This window comes from Pseudomonas cavernicola (genome assembly GCF_003596405.1).
GTDB classification, from domain to species: Bacteria; Pseudomonadota; Gammaproteobacteria; order Pseudomonadales; family Pseudomonadaceae; genus Aquipseudomonas; species Aquipseudomonas cavernicola.
The window spans coordinates 754611-774256 of record NZ_QYUR01000008.1 but is presented as its reverse complement, the minus strand read 5'-3'; the positions used below and the strand labels follow the sequence as shown (position 1 = coordinate 774256).

Below are 19646 nucleotides of genomic sequence, written 5' to 3'. Positions count from 1 at the left end.
GCTCGCGATCCGGGTAATGGCTAATCGCGAGTTCAAACTCGCTCCTACATTGATTTCCGGGTAGTAGGGCAGATCACCCTGAACCACTCGCATACCTTCAACGTGTTCAATTCGGCGCTGATCGCCGAGCTGAACCGCTGCTCGACGTTTTGAAAAGCCAGTATGTCTAACCAGGCTGATGATCTCAGCTTAGGGGCACCTTGTCCTTGGCGGCATGGGTACGTTCGAGGCTACACCGTTCAAGTACGAGCATTCCTGTTCTTCGTAGCAACGGATGCGCGGGTTGTGATGTCTAGCCCGCGTGGTGACGTGGACGCTGGGGCATGTAGGAACTGCCTGCCATAGTGGCGCTGTTCGCACAATTAATACGTTAGGTATAGTTTGTTAATTCAATAACGTATATTTCATACCTGGTCTTTAATGGGAAATTGACGGTTATCTGACAGGTATGGTTGGGTAGGTCTTTAGCGAACGCGAATGTCACGGTGGACGAGGCATTCGAAGCCGGCGAGGGCAGCTGCTGCTGATGGAAACGCCTAGCACTCAGGAGAGCATGGTGGACATCGTCCTGCCTGCGCACAGACGGGTGGCTCCTTTCCGCAAGCGCATCTTCATCTGGCCCCAGCTTCTCGGACCGCCACACGCATGAGGCAGCACCGGCCATATGGCACGGTGTTGTCACGGGACAGAACCACAACGCGCAACCGAACACTGATGAGCGCAAGCGCTTCAGCTGGGGTTTCGTGCCGGCTTCTTTCCTATTACCCGTAACTGAACTCTCTTCTCACAAGGGTTAACCACGCCTTTGCAGCCATGACTTATGCATGTGGTTTCTCAACTGTGCTTTGCTCATTGAGGAAACAGAAATGGCCACGCTCAACAAATCGGATTTAGATTTCATCCTGCGGCAGATCCTCTTGGCGGAAGAATCCACCGCGTTAGGTGGAGGTGGATCGCTGGCAAGCCTCATCGGTAGCCCACTCCTTAGCACCGGGGGTTGGGCCGGCGTGGAAGCCGGCCTGAATCTGGTCGACTTCTGGATCGGCGGCCTCGCCGAGAAGCAGATGGTATTCGGCGGGCTGCTGGGTTCGACCTTCAACTTCGTGTTCGAGACGCAGATGGAGGCGCTGCAGGACGGTGACCGCTTGTACTACTTGTCCCGCACCGCAGGTCTCAACTTCCTCACCCAGCTCGAAGAGAACTCGTTCTCCGAGCTAATCATGCGCAACCGTCCGGATGTAAAGCATCTGCCGTTCGACGTGTTCTCGACACCGACCTTCACCTTCGAGGCCGGCAATCTCGGAACCAGTGGGGCAATTTTGGACGACCCCGGCACACTTCAGAATGAGAGTCAGCTGCTCGTCCGCATGCCCGACGGCACCATCAGGTACACCGGGGTAGAACACATCGTCATGGGGGGTACGGAAGGCGCCGACAGGATGCGGGCCAGCGAGGGCGACGACACGCTGTGGGGGGACGGTGGCAACGACCTGCTTCAGGGCGACAACGGCAAAACCCATTTCAGGACAGCTCGTTGATCGGCAACGATGTCATCTTCGGCGGCGGCAATGATGACTACGACGCTGAATCAGGCGACGACATCATGGTCAGCGACGGGGGTATCGAGCGCCATGAGGGCATGCTCGGTTTCGATTGGGTCACCTACAAGGGCGATACGCAGGGCGCCGATGCCGATATGTTCTTTACCGGCTTACTGCCGCCGGATGTCGACAATATCCGCGACCGCTTCGACCTGGTCGAGGGGCTGTCGGGATGGAATCACAACGACATCCTGCGCGGCGATGATTTCGATAGCGCGGCGCTGACGGCGATCGACCCGACCTCGGGCCAGAACAATGCGCTCAACAGCGCAGCGCAGATAGCGCTCATCAATGGCTTGCAGAATCTGCTCGGTGCTGGGGTTACGTCCTTCAGCGGTGGCAACATCATTCTCGGCGGTGACGGCAGCGACCTCATAGAGGGTCGCGGCGGCGACGATCTGATCGACGGCGACGCCTGGCTGAACGTGCGGATAAGCGTGCGTAGCGCGGGCGACCCGAACCTCGAGATCGCTAGCGCCAACAGCATGGCTGAGCTCCAGGCGGCTATGTTCGCGGGCACCCTCAACCCCGGGCAATTGCGAATTGTCCGCGAGATCCTCACACCGACCACCGTCACAGACGACTTTGACAGGGCGGTGTATTCCGATAATTTTGCCAACTATGTGCTGACCAAAAACGCTGATGGAGCTGGACAGTCGCGCATACAGCTGGCACCCAGGCCGACGGCACAGATCTGGTCCGCAACATCGAGGAACTGAGATTCGCCGATCAGTCATTCCTGCTGGTAAACCTGCCGGCAACGGGGACCGTGCAGATCAGCGACACGACACCCGCGGAAGATCAGTTGCTGACGGCATCACCGGCCTTCAGTGATCCGAATGGCGTTAATAACGCTTCGATCAGCTATGCCTGGCAGGCCCAGACCACGCCCGGCGTGTGGACCACAGTAGGTAACGGCTCGACCTTCCAGCCCGGCGATGCCCAGGTCGGTCTGGCCCTTCGCGTGGTGGCCTCCTTCGTTGATGGTCTGGGCCATCCCGAGACTGTCACCTCTGCAGCGACCGCAGCGGTCAGCAACGTCAACGACGCCCCCACCGGCTTGCCCGCCATCAGCGACACCACGCCGACCGAGGGGCAGGTGCTGACGGCCTCGCGCGGAACCATCGCCGATGCCGACGGTACAACCAACGTGGTGTTCAGCTACCGCTGGCAAATGGGCAGCGGTACGACTTTCAACAACATCGCCGGCGCGACCAATGCGACCTTCACCCCCACCCAGGCGCAGGTCAACCAGCAGTTGCGGGTTGTGGTCAGTTACACGGATGACCGGGGCACCCTGCAGCAGGTCATCTCCGCAGCGACAGCGGCGGTTGGCGATTTGCTCATCGGCACCGCCGCTAACGACACCCTCACCGGCACGGCGACCGACGACAACCTGCAAGGGGCGCGAGGGTAACGACACGCTCAACGGCATGGCCGGCAACGACCTGCTCTTTGGCGAAGGCGGTAATGACACGCTGAACGGCGGGGACGGCAACGACACGCTGGACGGCGGGGAGGGTAGCGATCTGCTCAACGGCGGCACAGGTGCCGACACCATGGCCGGTGGCGCGGGCAACGATACCTACGTGGTCGAGAGCGTCCTGGACGTCGTGGCCGAGGCGGCAGGGGCTGGTACCGATCTGATTCAGACCGCGCTGTCGAGCTATACGCTCGGCAACAATGTCGAGAACCTCACCTTCACCGGCAGCGGTGCATTCACCGGCATCGGCAACGCGCTGGCCAACACCATCACCGGGGGCGCCGGCAACGACAGCCTCGATGGCGGCCTCGGCAACGACACACTGATCGGTGGCGCCGGGAACGACTCCTACTACGTCAACACCTCTGGCGATATCATCACTGAGGCGTCCAACGGCGGCAGCGACACGGTGTTCTCGACCAGCAGTTCGTTCACCCTCGGTGCCAGCGTCGAGAACTTCCAGCAGGTAGGAGGGAACGGTACGGCAGTGACCGGTAATGGCCTGAACAACCTGCTGCAGGGCGGGGGCAACGACACGCTCAACGGCGGAGCCGGCAACGACGTGCTGGATGGTGGCAACGGCAACGACAGGGTCACAGGCGGCGCCGGCAACGACTCGATGAACGCCAACAGTGGCAACGATGTCTTCGTGTTCAACGCGGCGAGCTTCGGCAGCGACTCGATCCAGAGCTTCCAGGCCACGCCGTTTCTCCTTCTGTTCGGCCAGGACTTGCTCGACATCTCGGGGCTAGGGATCACCTCGGCCACGTTCGCCGCCAAGGTGGCCATCACGGATGTGGGTGCTGACACCTTGGTTACGATCGGAGCGGACTCGATCCGTCTGGTGGGTGTCAGCAATGCGAACACCATTAGCCAGGCCGACTTCGTCCTGGCGAGCTGAGGAGGTCGCACAATAGCACCGAGTCACCCTTGTACTGCGGAGTGGGGCCTCTACCGCCCACTCCGCAATTTTTTACCCCGGACTAGACAACTCTCGTCATAGAGTTTGCCGTCATTCCCATGGGTCAGAGTTCATTCCTTCACAGGGCGACTTGAGCCTGCTTCTCTTGCATGCTTACCTGCTGCGCAATCTCGATGATCTGCTCGCGCATCCAGCGGTTGGCGGGGTCTTGGTCAGTGCTTTCATGCCAATAAAGGTGGGTTTCCACCGGCGGCACCTCTACCGGCAGGCCGACATAGTGCAGTCCGTGGCGGCGAGCGAAGCGCTCAGGCACGGTGATTGCCATATCAGTGCTCTGCATCACGGTGGAGGCCATCAGGTAGTGCTGCGAGCGTAGGGCGATCTTGCGTTGAATCCCCATTTTGCCCAGGGTCAAGTCGACATAACCCAGGCCACTGCGGCGGCTGGAAATGTGGATGTGGGTCAGCGACATGTATTCGTCCAGGCTGAGCTTATCCTTGGCCAGCGGGTGGCCCTTGCGGATGGCGCAGACATAACGGTCCGCCAGTAGCTTGACGTGGCGTACTTGCGGGTCGGTGTTCAGCGGCGCATCGACGGCGAAGTCGAGGCGGCCAGCTGCCAACTCCTTGGTGGTTTCCCGGCGTTTGGAAAGGAAGCTTTCGATTTGTATGGCCGGAGCCAGGCGCCGTAGACGTTGGAACAGCGGCGGCAGAATCACCTCTTCGGTGAGGTCGGTCATGCTGATGCGGTAGGTCTTGTTCGCCTGTAACGGGTTGAACGTGCGGCTTTCCTGCACCGAAACGCGCAGCAGCGAGAGCGCATTGCGCACCGGGCCGATGATGTTCTGCGCCATTGGCGTCGGCACCATGCCTTGCGCGGTTCGCACGAACAGTGGGTCGTTGAAGGTCTCGCGCAGACGGGCGAGGGCGTTGGAAACGGCCGGCTGGGTAATACCGACGATCTGCCCCGCGCGGGTCAGGTTGGCCTCGGTGTAGATCGCGTCAAAGACGATAAAAAGGTTGAGATCGACCTTGTTTAGATTCATTCCGAACGCGCTCCTGAGGTTATCCAGATCAGCCGATCATATATCGGTTATGAATGTTTATACACGCTGAGAATAGGTTAGATAAATCTTTGTCTCTGTTCTAGGATCATTTCCAACCTCACCCCAATACATCAAATCAGCCGCTCAGAAGGTAACTCCCCATGGATTTCGCCTATTCCCCCAAGGTTCAAGAACTGCGTGAACGCGTCACTGCGTTTATGGATGCGTATGTCTATCCGGCCGAGTCGGTGTTCGAGCGCCAAGTAGCCGAAGGTGACCGCTGGCAGCCCACCGCAATCATGGAAGAGCTGAAAGCCAAGGCTAAAGCCGAAGGTCTGTGGAACTTGTTTCTGCCGGAGTCCGAGCTGGGTGCTGGCCTGACTAACCTGGAATACGCACCGCTGGCGGAAATCATGGGGCGCTCGCTGCTTGGCCCGGAGCCGTTCAACTGCTCGGCGCCGGACACCGGCAATATGGAAGTGTTGGTGCGCTATGCCAACGAGGCCCAGAAGAAGCAGTGGCTGGAGCCGCTGCTGCGTGGCGAAATCCGTTCCGCCTTCGCCATGACTGAGCCGGACGTAGCATCTTCCGACGCCACCAACATGGAAGCCCGCGCGGTGCGCGAGGGTGACGAATGGGTGATCAATGGCCGCAAATGGTGGACTTCCGGTGCCTGTGACCCACGCTGCAAGATCATGATCTTCATGGGGCTGAGCAACCCGGATGCACCGCGCCATCAACAACACTCGATGATTCTGGTACCGACCGATGCGCCCGGCGTGAAGATCGTCCGTCCGTTGCCGGTGTTCGGCTACGACGATGCGCCGCATGGCCACGCCGAAGTGCTGTTCGAGAACGTTCGCGTACCGTACGACAGCGTGCTGCTAGGCGAGGGTCGTGGCTTTGAGATCGCCCAGGGGCGCCTTGGCCCAGGCCGCATCCACCACTGCATGCGCTCCATCGGCATGGCCGAGCGCGCACTGGAATTGATGTGCAAACGTTCTGTCAGCCGTACCGCGTTCGGCAAGCCGCTGGCGCGCTTGGGCGGCAACGTCGACAAGATCGCCGACTCGCGGATGGAAATCGACATGGCCCGTCTGCTGACCCTGAAAGCCGCGTACATGATGGATACCGTCGGCAACAAGGTCGCCAAGAGCGAGATCGCGCAGATCAAAGTCGTGGCGCCGAACGTGGCCTTGCGCGTGATCGACCGCGCTATTCAGATGCACGGTGGCGCTGGCGTCTCCAACGACTTCCCACTGGCTTACATGTACGCCATGCAGCGCACCCTGCGCCTGGCCGACGGCCCGGACGAAGTGCACCGGGCAGCGATCGGTAAGTTCGAGATCGGCAAATACGTGCCGAAAGAACTGCTTAAAAGCAGCCACTAAGACGCGCTAAAACGCACAAGGCCCGCAGATGCGGGCCTTGTGCGTTTTAGCGGGTGGTTTTTGCTGCCGGTGCGGTAAACCGCAGCCTACGGGATTTGCTCAGACGGGTTGGCGATCACCGTCGTCTGACTCGGCGGCAGCCTGCTCGCTCAGCCAATGCAGGCGCTGATGCAGCTGCGCGGCGAAGGTGCGGGCGGCGAGCTCCTCTTGAAAGGTCACGCCGCGTCGGCCCATACGCACCTGCCAGAGCGCGCGGCCGCGCTGTTCCAGGGTTTCGATCTGCACATCCATCGGTTGCTCTCTCAAGCCGGCTTATCGCGGGTCTTCAATAGGGAGAGCAGCACGCCGCCCGCCAATAGGCCGAAGGTTACGCCAAGAGACACCGCGGCGGGAATCTTACCGATCCAGCCGTGCAGGAAAATCTTCCCGCCGATAAAGATCAGCACCAGTGCCAGGGCGTACTTGAGGTAGACGAAACGGTGCATCAGCGCGGCCAGGGTGAAGTACAGCGAGCGCAGGCCGAGGATCGCGAAGATGTTCGAGGTGTAGACGACAAAGGGGTCCTGGGTGATGGCGAACACGGCCGGCACGCTGTCCACGGCGAACACCAGGTCGGCTAGCTCGATCATGACCAGGGCGAAAAACAGTGGGGTGGCGTAAGGCAGCCGTCTGCCGGCAGTGCCCAGGCGGACGAAGAAACGCCCCCCATGCAGATCGTCGGTGACGCGCAGATGGCGCCGGAGAAAACGCAGCAGTGGACTGCGCTCCAGGTCGGGGGGCTGCTCTTCGCGGTTGTAGAGCATCTTCACCCCGGTCAGCAGCAGAAAGGCGCCGAACACATAGAGCACCCAGTCGAACTGCTGGATCAGCACGGTGCCCAGGCCGATCATCAGGGCGCGCAAGACGACCACCCCGAGAATGCCCCAGAACAGCACGCGGTGCTGGTAGCGACGGGGAATGGCGAAGAAGCTGAAGATCATCGCCATGACGAACACGTTGTCCATCGACAGCGACTGCTCGACCAAAAAGCCGGTGTAGAACTCGATGGCGCTTTGCGCGCCGAGTTGCCACCAGACCCAGCCGCCAAACAGCAGGCCAACGCTGAAGTAGCCGCTGTAGAGCAGCAGGCTCTCGCGCATCTCGATTTCATGCTGGTCGCGGTGCAGCACGCCGAGATCGAGGATCAGCAGGCCCAGGACAATGGTCAGGAATACCAACCACAACCAGGTGGCGGTGCCGAGGAATTCGGCGCTGAAAAACGCGTGCAGAGTCTCCATGAGCCCCTCCTTTAATGTCGAAAGTTGACGAATCAACAGTGACTCCGACATCACGGTGAAGACTCACCGCCAGAGGGGCCCGGCGTCACATGGGCGCACTTTAGCAGCGCGCCCGTCACGAGCAGAAAACAGCTGAACTACAAGGTTTTACACGCCCGCAAAAGGCGCGGCACCTGCCCAGCTATTCTAGTAGACCCAGACTTCCACCCGACGGTTCTTCAGCCGGCCATTCTCCGCGCTATTCGCGGCCACCGGCAACTCGTCGCCCAAACCTGTGATGTCACGGAAGATCACCCCTTGCTTGGCCAGTTCACGGCGTACCGTCATCGCGCGCAGTTTCGACAGCAAGGCCGCGCGGGCCTCATCGGCTTTAGGATCACCAAACCCAATCAGCACTACTTGTCGATGCAGCTTGTCTTGGCTTTTCAGGTAGTCCAGTACCCGCTGTAAATCGTGCTGGGCCTTGTTGTCGAGGGTGGCGCTGCCTTCCTGGAAGCGGAAGTTCACCGACAGCCGCTGCGCCTCACGGGCCAGCTGCTGGTAGCTCTGGGGCATCTCCGGCGTCGGCGTGACCTTGATGGCTTGCACCGTCTGCGCGATAAACCCGCTTTGCGCGACGATGGCTTGGCCACGCGGGCTGTGGGCGAACTGCACCAGGGCCTGGGCCCAGGGATTTTGCACGTCGGGCTGGTTATAGAAGAACAGCCGGCGCGACAGCGGATAGTCTTCGGTGGCGATCAGACTGATGGATGGCGGCATCGCTTGCGACTCACCATCGGCAATCGCCAGCGCTTTGGCTTGGCGAATGTAGGGCAGGCCGATAAAACCGATGCCTTGTGCATCCTGGCTGACCGCATCGGACAGCTGTTCGCTGGACTCATAGCGCTTGGCGCCCGCCGCCAGGCTTTTGCCATGGGCCGCCAGCACCAGTTCTTTGAAGGTGTCGTAGGTGCCGGAATTGTCATCGCGGGCGTATAGATGGATCGCTCCGCCGCGTCCACCCAGCGCTTCCCAGGTTTTCACCTCGCCAGCGAAGATCTGTGCCAATTGCGCGGTGCTAAGTGCGGCGAGGGGGTTACTCGGGTGGAGGATGATCGCCAGGCCATCGATGGCGATCACTTGCTCGGCATTGCGGCTTTTGAGATCGCCGAGTGCGACCAGCTCCTGCGCTTCGCTATCTTTAATCGGCCGTGAGGAGGCGGCCAGCTCGGCGCTACCGTCTTTCAACGCGACGAAGCCAGTCCCCGAACCATGCGCGGCGACATCGATCATCACGGTACGGCCATCGCTGGTTTGGCCGACCAGCCGCTGCTCGTTTTCCGTATCCGTGGCCTCTTGGCGGATAGCGCCCAGCCCTTGTTGCTCCAGCAAGCCTTTGACCAGCGCCGGGCCAAGCTTGGCGCCGATGGTGTTGGAGCCCTGGATGCGCAGCGCCGGCATGCCCTGCGGCGGAATCGGCAGGGCGGCGAACACCGACCAGGGCAGGGCATAGCAGAGGAAACCTAGCAGCAAGAAAGTTGCAGTACGACTCCAGGTATCGCGTTCAAGAACAGCCAGGGCGCGCGGCATGCGACAAGCACCTTATATGGATAAGAGGACAGTGCCGCGCAGAATAAGACGAATCCATGGCGCTTTCGTGACAGTGCAGGGTCTTATTGCCACTGAGAAATCAATAGGAAGCAAGGCAAACAGCGAAAATCAGGCGCATAGTAAAATGTGTGGACGCTCAGGAGCCGAAGACATGAAGTGGGATATTCCGTTTCGTGACCGGGTGGAAGCGGGTCAGACTCTTGCCGCTGCGTTGGCGGCGTGGCGCGAGCAAGCCGATGTGCTCGTGCTGGCCTTGCCACGGGGCGGCGTGCCGGTCGCCTATGAAATTGCCAGCGCACTGGCCCTGCGGCTGGATTTGATGCTGGTGCGCAAACTTGGTACGCCCGGTCATAAGGAGTTGGCGATGGGCGCCATTGCCCGCGGCGGCGTGCAAGTGTTGAACGATGATGTCATCCGTCACCTGCACATACCCCCAGCGGCCATCGAAGCGGTCGTGCAAGATGAAGTTCTGGAGCTGCAGCGCCGTGACCTGGCCTATCGGGGCGATCGTCCCGCGCCAGCCTTGGCCGGGCAACGGGTGATACTGGTCGATGACGGACTGGCGACCGGCGCCACCATGCGTGCGGCGATAGCGGCGGTACGCCAACAGGCACCGGCGCGCGTCATAGTCGCCGTACCGGTCGCGCCTGTGGAGACGCTGGCGATGCTGCGTCCTTTGGTCGATCAACTGATCTGTCCGCTCTCCCCTGAGCCCTTCTTTGCCATTGGCCAGTGGTACCTCGATTTCGCCCAGACCACGGATCAGGAGGTGAAGACCTTGCTGAGCCAGGCTTGGCGGAGGGAACAGCGTGACGCTGCGCAATAGCCCTGAGTGCGCAGCCCGCAGGGATGTTTTGCCTACAAATCGAAGACCTGAGTCTTAGGTTTGTCGTGTGTCGAGTCCGGGCGTGTAGCGGACTCGGTGCGTTCCGAACACGACAGGATGACTTGCTCAGAACTTCCTTAATGGGAGCCTATCGACATGAATCAAGAACCGTGGCTGCAACACCGGAGTCTGAGCTTGCCCCTGGCGGATGCCGAGTTGGACGCCGACTTGGCCCTGCCTGCCGGCGCCAGCGGAATCGTGCTGTTCGCCCATGGCAGCGGGAGCAGCAGGTTCAGCCCGCGCAATCGAATGGTGGCGGACTACCTCAATCACCTCGGCCTTGCCACGCTGCTCCTCGATCTGTTGACCGAGGACGAGCATCGCATCGATATGCTCAGCCGTGAGTTTCGGTTCGATATCGCGCTGTTGACGCGGCGGCTGCTAGCCGCGATCGACCACCTACGCCACGACGACGAGTTACGCCAGCTGCCGATCGGTCTGTTCGGCGCCAGTACCGGCGCCGCCGCGGCCCTGAAGGCGGCGGCAGAGCGGGCGAGCGATGTCGCGGCGGTGGTTTCACGCGGTGGCCGCACCGATCTGGCCGGGACGGCACTGCAACAGGTCAAGGCACCCACTCTGCTGATCGTGGGCGAGTGGGATGACACCGTGCTGGCGCTGAACCGCGAGTCCGCCCGGCAACTGCAAGGCCCGCAGCGCTTGGAGGTAGTGCCGGGAGCGAGCCATCTGTTCGAGGAGCCGGGCAAGCTCGAGGTGGTTGCGGAACTGGCCGGTAGTTGGTTGCTGACCCACCTGCAAGCTCAGCCCAAATGAGGTCCGCGCCGCAGCACATCGATGCGAAACTCCGCCTCGTAGGGCGGCACATTGCATTCGATGATATCGCTAGGCGCCACCTGCAGGCGCACCCCGGTGATGTCGGCCTGTATCGGCAGTTTGCACACGCAGCGATCCACTAAAACCGCAGTGCGGATCTCGTTGGCGCCCAGTTGCGCCAAGTAGCTGCTCGCGCGTAACAGGGAATGGCCCTCATACAAGACGTCGTCGACCAGCAGCAGGCGGGTTCGGGGCAGATCCAGTGCCGCCAATAGCGGGTTCTCGGTCAGCGCGGTTTTGGCATGCAGCAGCGTCAGGTCATCGGCGTAGCGCTTCAGTTTGAGCGGGTAGAGCGGCAACTCGGGCAGCCCGAACTGTTGCACCAGGCGCTGCTGCAGCATGCGCGCCAGCGGTTCGCCGCGCCTTAGAATGCCGATCAGTACCGTTTGCCGTTGAGGGGAGAGGAGGGCGATTGTCTGCCTGGCCATCGCCTCCATGACGCTATCGAGTTGCTCTGGCGCATAGAGACAGAAACGCTGTCCGCCGGGTTTCGGCTCCATAGTGGTCCCCCAGGGGGATAGGCTGATCAAATAACGTTAGCCCAGGTCGGCGGACTGCAGTCGACGTGCGGGTTGTCTAACCCAACTCCAGCCAGATCGGCGCATGGTCGGAGGGTTTTTCCATGGCACGCAGGTCGTAGTCCACGCCAGCGGCTTTGATCCGCGGCTGCAGGCCGCTGGAGGTCAGGATCACATCGATGCGCAGGCCGCGCTTGGGCTCGTCTTCGAAGCCCCGGCTGCGGTAGTCGAACCAACTGAAGCGGTCGGCCACGTCCGGGTAGATCTGCCGAAAACTGTCGACCAGGCCCCAGTTTTTCAGGGTGGCCAGCCACTCACGCTCCTCCGGCAGGAAGCTGCATTTGCCGGTCTTCAGCCAACGCTTGCGGTTCTCCTCGCCGATACCAATGTCGCAGTCTTCCGGGGAAATGTTGATATCGCCCATTACCACCAGCGACTGGTTGGGTTGGAACTGGCCTTCCAGCAAGGCCTGCAAGTCAGCATAGAAGCGTTGCTTGGCCGGGAACTTGGTTGGGTGGTCGCGGTTTTCGCCCTGCGGGAAGTAGCCGTTCATTACGGTAACCGGCTGGCCATTGGCGTCGGCGAAGGTGCCCCAGATGAAACGCCGTTGCGCATCTTCCTCATCGCCGGGAAAGCCTTTATGCAGCGCCAGTGGTGCTTGGCGTGAGAGCAGGGCGACGCCGTAGTGGCCTTTCTGTCCGTGGTAATGCACCTGGTAACCGAGGGCCTCGACGTCGGCCAGCGGGAACTGCTCGTCAGAAACTTTGGTTTCCTGTAGACCGATCACGTCCGGCTGATGCTTCTCGATCAGCGCCGCCAGTTGATGTGGGCGGGCACGCAGGCCGTTGATGTTGAAGGAGACGATCTTCATGAGCGGCGGGTCCTGGGCTTTCTACCTTGAGAGCTTGCGATGCTAGCCGATTGTTCGACTGCGCGGCCAGTCATCTGGCAGCTCTGGCGGGGCGGTGCTAACGTGGGGGTGGGCCCCACATAGCAAGGGGTGGGCACCACATAACAAGAAGAGGTCACTGTGCATGCCTGCATCGTCTGTTGCTGTTGCACCCGCTGAAGTTCGACTGCTCGATAGCAGCTTCATCCACGAAGCGCGCTCGTTGCTGTACCACGCCTACCGTCACGAACCTACCTTTGGCTATCTGTTCGAGTCTGAACGCCCCGGCTTCGACCAGCGCGTGCGGTCCACCATGCGCGAACTGGTGCAACAGCATTTCGCCGAAGAACTGCCGACCATTGGTCTGTTGATTAACGATCGTCTGGTGGCCCTTGCGCTGATTGCGCCACCACAACGGCGGTTGGACATCACCGAAAGCTGGGGCTGGCGGTTGCGCATGCTGCTGACTACCGGTGTGCGCTGCACCAAGCGCTATCTGGAGTATCACCACGCGGTGCTTGCCTGCCTGCCGCCGGGGCCGTATCACGTGCTGCCACTGCTGGGGGTGCACCCGGAGTTTCAGGGTAAACACCTTGGCGAGCAGTTACTCGAAGCGCTGCACAACTGGTGCGCCGAGGATGCCGGCTCGCAAGGCGTGGTGCTGGATACCGGCAATCCGCGCTACCTGGAGTTCTACAAGCGCCAGGGTTACGAGGAGATCGGCGAGGTGGCGGTTGGACCGATCATCGAGCACGTGTTCTTTCATCCCAACCCGCAACCAGCCGTGTTGGCCAGTGCCTGAGTCACGCTTAAGTCAACAGGTACCACCCTCTGTAAAAATGCGTTCTAGCCAGCCCTCGAGACTGCCGTGCCGCTCTAGGGTTGCGTTAGTATCGGGTCCATGACAGTTCAAGGCAGATACGGGCTGCCGCTGGTGCTGCTGATCACCTGCTCGGCAGCACGGGCGCAAGACCAGCTGGACGTGCGGACCATGCCAGCCTACAGCTACCACCAGAGGTCAACGAATCAACCCTACGGGCCGCTAGGGCTATTTTTCACACTTAGGCCGCCGGTCTTTGCTGGCGTTGATACAAGAACTCCAGCACCGCCGTCCGATAGTGGTGATACCGCGGATCATTGGCCAGGGCCAGGCGATCACGGGGTCTTTCCAGGCCCACTTTGACGATATCGCCGATGGTCGCCGCCGGGCCGTTGGTCATCATCACGATGCGATCGGACAGCAGCACGGCTTCGTCCACATCGTGGGTGACCATCACCACCGTGCTGTGGGTTTCGCCGACGATGCGCAGCAGTTCGTCCTGCAGGTGGGCACGGGTCAGGGCGTCGAGGGCTCCGAAGGGTTCGTCCATCAGCAGGACTTTGGGCTCCATGGCCAGGGCGCGGGCGATGCCGACGCGCTGTTTCATGCCGCCGGAGATTTCGTTCGGGTGCTTGTGGCTGGCGTGACCCAGGCCGACCAGGTTCAGCGCGGCTTCGCTGCGAGCCTTGAGCCGGGCCTTGTTTTCCTTGGCGCCGAAGACCTTTTCCACCGCCAGGTGGACGTTGCCGTAGCAGGTCATCCAGGGCAGCAGGCTGTGGTTCTGGAACACCACGCCGCGTTCCGGACCGGGGCCGTCGATTTCCCGGCCGTTGCAGATCAGCCCGCCGTCGCTGGCCTCGAGCAGGCCGGCGATCAGGTTGAGCAAGGTGGATTTGCCGCAGCCGGAATGGCCGATCAGGGTCACGAATTCGCCGCTGGCGATGCTCAGGTTGACGTCCGCCAGGGCCTGGAAGCGGCCTTTTTTGGTGTCGAAATCTTTGCTGACGTGGGTCAGCTCAACGAATTTTTCCATGTTCCTTCTCCGGTTTGTAGGAGCTAGCTCTGCTGGCGATCGCTTTTCGCGTTGATGATCGCGAGCAGAGCTCGCTCCTACAGAAATGCTTCAGTTGGCGTAATCGAAGCGTTTGGCGATCAGCAGCAGCGCTTGTTCGAGCAGCAGGCCGATCAGGCCGACGACGATGATGGCGATCAGGATGTGTTCGACGTTGAGGTTGTTCCACTCGTCCCAGACCCAAAAACCCAGGCCGATGCCGCCGGTGAGCATTTCCGCGGCGACTATCACCAGCCAGGCGATGCCCATGGCCAGGCGGATGCCGGTCATCAGGTGCGGCAGGACGGCGGGAAAGAGGATGCGCGTCAGCACCTTCCATTCGCTGAGCTTGAGCACGCGGGCCACGTTCAGATAGTCCTGCGGCACGCTGGCAACCCCGGCGGCGGTGTTGAGGATGATCGGCCAGATGGCGCTGATAAATATCACCCAGATCGAGGCCGGACCGGCTGCCTCGAACACCAGCAGCCCAATCGGCAGCCAGGCCAGCGGCGACACCGGTCGCAGCAGGCTGATGATCGGCGCGAGCATGCCGGCCAGGAAGGCGAAGCGGCCGATGGCAAAACCCAATGGGATACCGATCAGCGCCGCCAGACCAAACCCCATGCCGACCCGGCCGAGGGAGTGGAGGATGTTCCAGCCGATGCCCATGTCGTTCGGGCCGTTGTCGTAGAACGGGTCGGCGAACAGCTCCAGCGCCGAATACCAGGTGGACAGCGGGCCGGGCAGGCCCTCGCTTTTCACCGCGATCAAGGCCCAGACGCCGATAAACAGGGCGATGCCGAGCACCGGCGGGATCACCGCCTTGATCCCGTTGGCGAAGGCCTGCGCGCCAGGCGAGGCCTGACGCGCGGCCACCGGGGGCGTGGCTTTTTCCAGCAGCATGGGTTTTAGGGATGCGTTCATCTCGGGCCTCAGGCTTTTATCGCAAAGGACTGGACATAAGCGGCAGGGTTGGAACCGTCCCAGACCTTGCCGTCAAGCAGGGTGCTGGAACGCATGACGCTGCTCGGCAGTGGCAGGTGCAGGGCGCTGGCCGCTTCGCTAAACAGCGCGGTCTGGTTGATTTTGCCGGCGATGGCGGCATAGTCCGGGTCTTCCTTGATCAGGCCCCAGCGGCGGAACTGGGTCATGAACCACATGCCGTCGGAGTGGTAGGGGTAGTTGACCGTGCCGCCCTTGCAGAAGGCCATGGCGTGTTTGTCCTGCCAGCTGTTGCCGAGACCGTCTTCGTAGTTGCCGAGAAAGCGTTGCTCGATCACGTCCACCGGAGCGTTGACGTAGGCCTTGCCGGCGATCAGCTTGGCGGTGCTTTTCTTGTTTTCCGCGCTGGCTTCGATAAAACGGCTGGCGTCGAGGATGGCCATGATCAGGGCCCGTGCGGTATTGGGGTTTTGCTCGATAAAGGCGCGGGTGGCGCCGAGGACTTTTTCCGGGTGATCCGGCCAGATCTGCTGGGTGGTGGTGGCGGTAAAACCGATCTTGTCGAAGATCGCCCGTGCGCCCCAGGGCTCGCCCACGCAAAAGCCGTCCATATTGCCGACGCGCATATTGGCGACCATCTGTGGTGGCGGCACGGTGATGGTTTTCACGTCCGATAGGGGGTTGATGCCCTGGCTGGCCAGCCAGTAATACAACCACATGGCGTGGGTGCCGGTAGGGAAGGTCTGGGCGAACGTCAGCGGCGCGCCGCCTTTTTTCACGTGGGCGGCCAGCTGCTCGCCGTTGGTCACGCCGGCTTCTTTCAGCTGTTTGGAGAGGGTGATGGCTTGGCCGTTCTGGTTCAGGCCCATCAGCACGGCCATGTCGGTCTGCGGCCCGGCAACGCCCAGTTGCGCGCCGTACATCATGCCGTACAGCACGTGGGCAGCATCCAACTCGCCGGTATTGAGCTTGTCGCGCACGCCGGCCCAGGAGGCTTCCTTGCTCGGGGTGATGCTCAAGCCGTATTTTTCGCCAAAACCCTGGGTGGCGGCGACGATCAGCGAGGCGCAGTCGGTCAGCGGGATAAAGCCGACCTTCAGCGCGGCTTTTTCCGGGGCGTCGGAGCCGGCGGCCCAGGCGGCGCTGCGCATAAAGCTGGGCGCGGACAGGCCCAGGGCGGCAATCCCTCCGAGGGTGCCGGCGGCGGCGATGGATTTTTTCAAGAAATGGCGACGGCTGTTGTTCAGCGGGTCATTCGAATCACGATCAGACATGGTGTTTTCCTTTCAAGAGTGCAAAACAAAAACGGCGCCGCCAGATAGCTCCCAAAACGAGAGTCATCCAGCGGACGCCGTTGTCCGTGATCCGCGGCCCACCGCCGTTGGTGTGCTGCGCAAGAATCTTGAAAAAGGAATTGCAAGGGGCTTGCCAAGTTGCCCTAGGGCTCGGCCAGGACTGCAGTTTTAGGCACTGAATCCGATTTGAAGTAAAATCTAGAATAGGATTTTGTATGTTTTAAATCATGTACTTACAGCAAGTATGTAATCTTGATTATTTCTCTGGATGCCACCCAGGCCGCAGCGCCACTTGCTTGGTTTTTTGCATCATGGCGGAGCGGTGATGGTCGTTGGTCGCCCTAATCGCGGGCATAGCAGGCTGGGTGAAAACTACTGCTCTCGGTTATCCGGCCAGTAAAGGTGTGCGGCGGGTTACGGCTTTGGCTAACCCGCCCTACGAACTGGGCTTCAGCTCAGCTCCAGCCAGATCGGCGCATGGTCGGAAGGTTTTTCCATGGCGCGCAGGTCGTAGTCCACGCCGGCGGCTTTGATCCGCGACTGGAGAGCATTGGAGGTCAGGATCACATCGATACGCAGGCCGCGCTTGGGCTCGTCTTCGAAGCCCCGGCTGCGGTAGTCGAACCAGCTGAAACGGTGCCCCAGATAAAGCGCCGTTGCGCATCTTCCTCATCGCCGGGAAAGCCTTTATGCAAGGCCAGCGGGGTTTGGCGCGAGAGTAGGGCGACGCCGTAGTGGCCTTTCTGTCCGTGGTAATGCACCTGGTAACCGAGGGCCTCGACGTCGGCCAGCGCGTGCGGTCCACCATGCGCGAACTGGTGCAACAGCATTTCGCCGAAGAACTGCCGACCATCGGTCTGTTGATTAATGATCGTCTGGTGGCCCTCGCGCTGATTGCGCCACCACAACGGCGGTTGGACATCACCGAAAGCTGGGGCTGGCGGTTGCGCATGCTGCTGACTACCGGTGTGCGCTGCACCAAGCGCTATCTGGAGTATCACCACGCGGTGCTTGCCTGCCTGCCGCCGGGGCCGTATCACGTGCTGCCACTGCTGGGGGTGCACCCGGAGTTTCAGGGTAAACACCTTGGCGAGCAGTTACTCGAAGCGCTGCACAACTGGTGCGCCGAGGATGCCGGCTCGCAAGGCGTGGTGCTGGATACCGGCAATCCGCGCTACCTGGAGTTCTACAAGCGCCAGGGTTACGAGGAGATCGGTGAGGTGGCGGTTGGACCGATCATCGAGCACGTGTTCTTTCATCCCAACCCGCAACCAGCCGTGCCGGCCGGTGCCTGAATGCTCCTCTGGGGGCTGAAGAGTCCCTTGCCAGACAGGCTCCTGGAATGCGGCTCGGCTCGTGTTAGCATCCGCGGCTATGAATTTTCAAGGAAAGATCTGGCTGTCGATTGCGCTCCTGGCCATCAGCTCGGCAGCCCTGGCGCAAAGCCAGCTGGACGTGCGGATCAAACCGGCCAATTCGACGCTTAAAGCCAACGTTGAAGGTTATGTCGGTGGCGTCGGCGACCGCGATGAGGCTGCCTTGCAGCGTTTTCGACGTGGGGCCGAGGTGCAGGCTCGTAAGGCCGCAGAGGCGCTGGGTTATTACCAGGCGCAGATCGACAGCGAAGTCAAAACCGGCAGGAACCTGAGCTTGATCATTTCGATCACGCCGGGTGAGCCCGTGCACCTGCGCAATGTCACCGTGCGTATTGATGGGCCGGCGGCTCAGCTCAAGACTTTTCGTCTACCCAAGAGCACGCAACTGAAACCGGGTGCGGTGCTCAACCACGGTAGCTATGAAGATGCCAAACGGCTGATCCAGAATCAGGCCTCGCGCTACGGTTTCTTCAGTGGTCGTTTCAGCAGCCAGCGCCTGGCTATCGACCCAGAGGGGGGCGTGGCGGACATTGAGCTGATCTATGACAGCGGCCCGCGTTACGTGCTGGGCCCGGTCAAGTTCGCCGGTGATGCGCCTTTCGATGAAGAGTTGCTGCAGCGCATGGTGCCGTTCAAAGCTAATACCGCCTACGACTCCGAGTTGATCGCCGAGCTTTATCAGAGCCTGCAAGGCAGCGGTTATTTCGAAACGGTGCGGGTAGACGCCGCGCCCGCTCAGGCGCTCAACCAGCAAATTCCCGTACAGGTGCAACTAAGCACGCGCAAGCCGTGGACCATGGGGCTTGGCTTGGGCTTTTCCACGGACGTCGGTCCGCGTGGCAAGGCTAACTGGACGCGGCACTGGGCCAACCCACAAGGCCACAGTTACGGTACGGAAATGGAGCTGTCGGCACCGCGGCAAAGCATCGGCCTGTGGTATGACATTCCCCTCGATCCGCCGCTGACTGACAAGCTGCGCTTCGCCGGCGGCTATCAATATGAAGAGTTCGCCGATACCGACAGCCTCAGCCGACTCCTTACCGTTGGCCCGGAATGGCACAGCAAACTCGACAGCGGCTGGCAGCAGGTGCTCTCGTTGAAATTTCAGCGTGAGGAATACCGTTTAGGCGATGACAACGGCTTGAGCAACTTGCTGATGCCCGGTGTCAGCTACGCCTATCTCCAGAGTGACAATCAGATCGATCCGCACAACGGCTACCGCTTGCAATTCGACGCCTCGGCGGCCAAGGAGGGGCTGCTCTCCGACGCCAACCTGTTGTATGGCACGGCCATGCTCAAGGGCCTGACCACCCTTTGGCAGAACCATCGCTTGCTCGGCCGCCTGCAACTGGGCGGTACGGCAACCGATGACTACGGCTCAATTCCACCCTCTTTGCGTTTCTTTGCCGGCGGCGACCAAAGCGTGCGGGGCTATGACTATCAGACGCTCTCGCCGGAAAACTCGGAGGGTGACCGCATTGGCGGGCGTTATGTGTTCGCCGGCAGCCTTGAGTATCAATACTCGATTGCCGAACGCTGGCGAGTGGCCGCTTTCGTCGATCAGGGCAACGCCTTCCGCTCGTTGGAGTTTCCTACCTTGAAAACCGGCGTCGGCCTGGGCATCCGCTGGGTCTCGCCGGTCGGGCCGCTGCGCCTCGATCTGGCGCATGCGCTGGATGATGACGGCGGCATACGCTTGCACTTCTCCATGGGGCCAGAGCTATGAGAC

17 protein-coding genes and 2 pseudogenes are annotated in these 19646 nt (G+C 61.1%); 9 read left to right on the top strand and 10 right to left on the bottom strand.

Annotated elements, in window-relative coordinates; translation table 11 throughout:
• Nucleotides 1–866 precede the first annotated feature (866 nt).
• The 3 genes and pseudogenes from D3879_RS25450 to D3879_RS25435 all read left to right on the top strand — a co-directional run.
• Nucleotides 867–1538: a peroxidase family protein gene (locus D3879_RS25450; protein ID WP_158592128.1), complete on the top strand. Its 672-nt coding sequence runs from the start codon at nt 867–869 to the stop codon at nt 1536–1538.
• Nucleotides 1535–2320, top strand: coding sequence for a hypothetical protein (locus D3879_RS25445; RefSeq protein ID WP_119956941.1), 786 nt, complete (start codon nt 1535–1537; stop codon nt 2318–2320). Before D3879_RS25450 ends, D3879_RS25445 begins: the two co-directional genes overlap by 4 nt.
• 221 nt (nt 2321–2541) lie before the next feature.
• Nucleotides 2542–3985 (top strand): annotated as a pseudogene (locus D3879_RS25435) (calcium-binding protein); the annotation flags it as partial.
• 139 nt (nt 3986–4124) lie between these two features.
• On the opposite strand, the gene D3879_RS25430 reads toward D3879_RS25435, so the two are convergent.
• Nucleotides 4125–5051 (bottom strand): LysR family transcriptional regulator, encoded by a 927-nt coding sequence (locus D3879_RS25430; protein WP_119956938.1) that lies wholly within the window; start codon nt 5049–5051, stop codon nt 4125–4127.
• A 161-nt stretch (nt 5052–5212) separates the two neighbouring features.
• On the opposite strand from D3879_RS25430, the gene D3879_RS25425 reads away from it, so the two are divergent.
• Complete coding sequence (locus tag D3879_RS25425) at nt 5213–6442, top strand: acyl-CoA dehydrogenase (RefSeq protein ID WP_119956937.1); 1230 nt, start codon at nt 5213–5215, stop codon at nt 6440–6442.
• A gap of 99 nt (nt 6443–6541) precedes the next feature.
• Here D3879_RS25425 and D3879_RS25420 read toward each other — a convergent pair whose 3' ends face one another.
• The 3 genes from D3879_RS25420 to D3879_RS25410 form a co-directional block, all read right to left on the bottom strand.
• Complete coding sequence (locus D3879_RS25420) at nt 6542–6733, bottom strand: hypothetical protein (RefSeq protein WP_119956936.1); 192 nt, start codon at nt 6731–6733, stop codon at nt 6542–6544.
• Nucleotides 6734–6744: 11 nt separating this feature from the next.
• The gene (locus tag D3879_RS25415; RefSeq protein WP_119956935.1) at nt 6745–7719 is read right to left on the bottom strand and encodes a TerC family protein; all 975 of its coding nucleotides are present in this window, start codon (nt 7717–7719) and stop codon (nt 6745–6747) included.
• A 186-nt stretch (nt 7720–7905) separates the two neighbouring features.
• Nucleotides 7906–9288, bottom strand: coding sequence for a substrate-binding domain-containing protein (locus tag D3879_RS25410; protein WP_119956934.1), 1383 nt, complete (start codon nt 9286–9288; stop codon nt 7906–7908).
• A gap of 172 nt (nt 9289–9460) precedes the next feature.
• Here D3879_RS25410 and D3879_RS25405 point away from each other — a divergent pair, with 172 nt between their 5' ends.
• Nucleotides 9461–10135 (top strand): phosphoribosyltransferase, encoded by a 675-nt coding sequence (locus tag D3879_RS25405; protein ID WP_119956933.1) that lies wholly within the window; start codon nt 9461–9463, stop codon nt 10133–10135.
• A gap of 156 nt (nt 10136–10291) precedes the next feature.
• Entirely contained in the window at nt 10292–10966 is a 675-nt protein-coding gene (locus D3879_RS25400; protein ID WP_119956932.1) for a dienelactone hydrolase family protein, read from the top strand.
• Here D3879_RS25400 and D3879_RS25395 read toward each other — a convergent pair.
• Together D3879_RS25395 and xthA are read right to left on the bottom strand one after the other, a co-directional pair.
• The gene (locus tag D3879_RS25395) at nt 10954–11526 is read right to left on the bottom strand and encodes a phosphoribosyltransferase family protein (protein WP_119956931.1); all 573 of its coding nucleotides are present in this window, start codon (nt 11524–11526) and stop codon (nt 10954–10956) included. The genes D3879_RS25400 and D3879_RS25395 overlap by 13 nt on opposite strands.
• Nucleotides 11527–11602: 76 nt before the next feature.
• Entirely contained in the window at nt 11603–12415 is an 813-nt protein-coding gene (gene xthA, locus D3879_RS25390) for an exodeoxyribonuclease III (RefSeq protein WP_119956930.1), read from the bottom strand.
• Between the two features lie 163 nt (nt 12416–12578).
• On the opposite strand from xthA, the gene D3879_RS25385 reads away from it, so the two are divergent.
• Nucleotides 12579–13235 carry a GNAT family N-acetyltransferase gene (locus tag D3879_RS25385; protein ID WP_119956929.1) on the top strand — a complete coding sequence of 219 codons (657 nt, stop codon included), beginning with the start codon at nt 12579–12581 and terminating at the stop codon, nt 13233–13235.
• 259 nt (nt 13236–13494) lie between these two features.
• On the opposite strand, the gene D3879_RS25380 is transcribed toward D3879_RS25385, so the two are convergent.
• The 4 genes and pseudogenes from D3879_RS25380 to D3879_RS25365 form a co-directional block, all read right to left on the bottom strand.
• Entirely contained in the window at nt 13495–14286 is a 792-nt protein-coding gene (locus D3879_RS25380) for an ABC transporter ATP-binding protein (RefSeq protein WP_119956928.1), read from the bottom strand.
• Nucleotides 14287–14376: 90 nt separating this feature from the next.
• A complete protein-coding gene (gene ntrB / locus D3879_RS25375; RefSeq protein ID WP_119956927.1) occupies nt 14377–15228 on the bottom strand; it encodes a nitrate ABC transporter permease in 852 nt (283 codons plus the stop codon).
• 8 nt (nt 15229–15236) lie between these two features.
• Entirely contained in the window at nt 15237–16520 is a 1284-nt protein-coding gene (locus D3879_RS25370) for a CmpA/NrtA family ABC transporter substrate-binding protein (RefSeq protein WP_119956926.1), read from the bottom strand.
• A 471-nt stretch (nt 16521–16991) separates the two neighbouring features.
• Nucleotides 16992–17329: pseudogene (locus D3879_RS25365) on the bottom strand (exonuclease/endonuclease/phosphatase family protein); the annotation flags it as partial.
• Here D3879_RS25365 and D3879_RS25360 point away from each other — a divergent pair.
• Both D3879_RS25360 and D3879_RS25355 read left to right on the top strand, forming a co-directional pair.
• Complete coding sequence (locus D3879_RS25360; protein WP_338014913.1) at nt 17276–17836, top strand: GNAT family N-acetyltransferase; 561 nt, start codon at nt 17276–17278, stop codon at nt 17834–17836. The pseudogene D3879_RS25365 and the gene D3879_RS25360 overlap by 54 nt on opposite strands.
• 79 nt (nt 17837–17915) lie before the next feature.
• Nucleotides 17916–19643 (top strand): autotransporter assembly complex protein TamA, encoded by a 1728-nt coding sequence (locus tag D3879_RS25355; protein ID WP_119956924.1) that lies wholly within the window; start codon nt 17916–17918, stop codon nt 19641–19643.
• Nucleotides 19644–19646 lie beyond the last annotated feature (3 nt).

Excerpts from the sequence above, each read along its gene's own strand:
- D3879_RS25450 (WP_158592128.1), top strand. The coding sequence starts at position 867 with ATGGCCACGCTCAACAAATCGGATTTAGATTTCATCCTGCGGCAGATC.
- D3879_RS25430 (WP_119956938.1), bottom strand. The coding sequence starts at position 5,051 with ATGAATCTAAACAAGGTCGATCTCAACCTTTTTATCGTCTTTGACGCG.
- D3879_RS25425 (WP_119956937.1), top strand. The coding sequence starts at position 5,213 with ATGGATTTCGCCTATTCCCCCAAGGTTCAAGAACTGCGTGAACGCGTC.
- D3879_RS25420 (WP_119956936.1), bottom strand. The coding sequence starts at position 6,733 with ATGGATGTGCAGATCGAAACCCTGGAACAGCGCGGCCGCGCGCTCTGG.
- D3879_RS25415 (WP_119956935.1), bottom strand. The coding sequence starts at position 7,719 with ATGGAGACTCTGCACGCGTTTTTCAGCGCCGAATTCCTCGGCACCGCC.
- D3879_RS25410 (WP_119956934.1), bottom strand. The coding sequence starts at position 9,288 with ATGCCGCGCGCCCTGGCTGTTCTTGAACGCGATACCTGGAGTCGTACT.
- D3879_RS25405 (WP_119956933.1), top strand. The coding sequence starts at position 9,461 with ATGAAGTGGGATATTCCGTTTCGTGACCGGGTGGAAGCGGGTCAGACT.
- D3879_RS25400 (WP_119956932.1), top strand. The coding sequence starts at position 10,292 with ATGAATCAAGAACCGTGGCTGCAACACCGGAGTCTGAGCTTGCCCCTG.
- D3879_RS25395 (WP_119956931.1), bottom strand. The coding sequence starts at position 11,526 with ATGGAGCCGAAACCCGGCGGACAGCGTTTCTGTCTCTATGCGCCAGAG.
- xthA (WP_119956930.1), bottom strand. The coding sequence starts at position 12,415 with ATGAAGATCGTCTCCTTCAACATCAACGGCCTGCGTGCCCGCCCACAT.
- D3879_RS25385 (WP_119956929.1), top strand. The coding sequence starts at position 12,579 with ATGCCTGCATCGTCTGTTGCTGTTGCACCCGCTGAAGTTCGACTGCTC.
- D3879_RS25380 (WP_119956928.1), bottom strand. The coding sequence starts at position 14,286 with ATGGAAAAATTCGTTGAGCTGACCCACGTCAGCAAAGATTTCGACACC.
- ntrB (WP_119956927.1), bottom strand. The coding sequence starts at position 15,228 with ATGAACGCATCCCTAAAACCCATGCTGCTGGAAAAAGCCACGCCCCCG.
- D3879_RS25370 (WP_119956926.1), bottom strand. The coding sequence starts at position 16,520 with ATGTCTGATCGTGATTCGAATGACCCGCTGAACAACAGCCGTCGCCAT.
- D3879_RS25355 (WP_119956924.1), top strand. The coding sequence starts at position 17,916 with ATGAATTTTCAAGGAAAGATCTGGCTGTCGATTGCGCTCCTGGCCATC.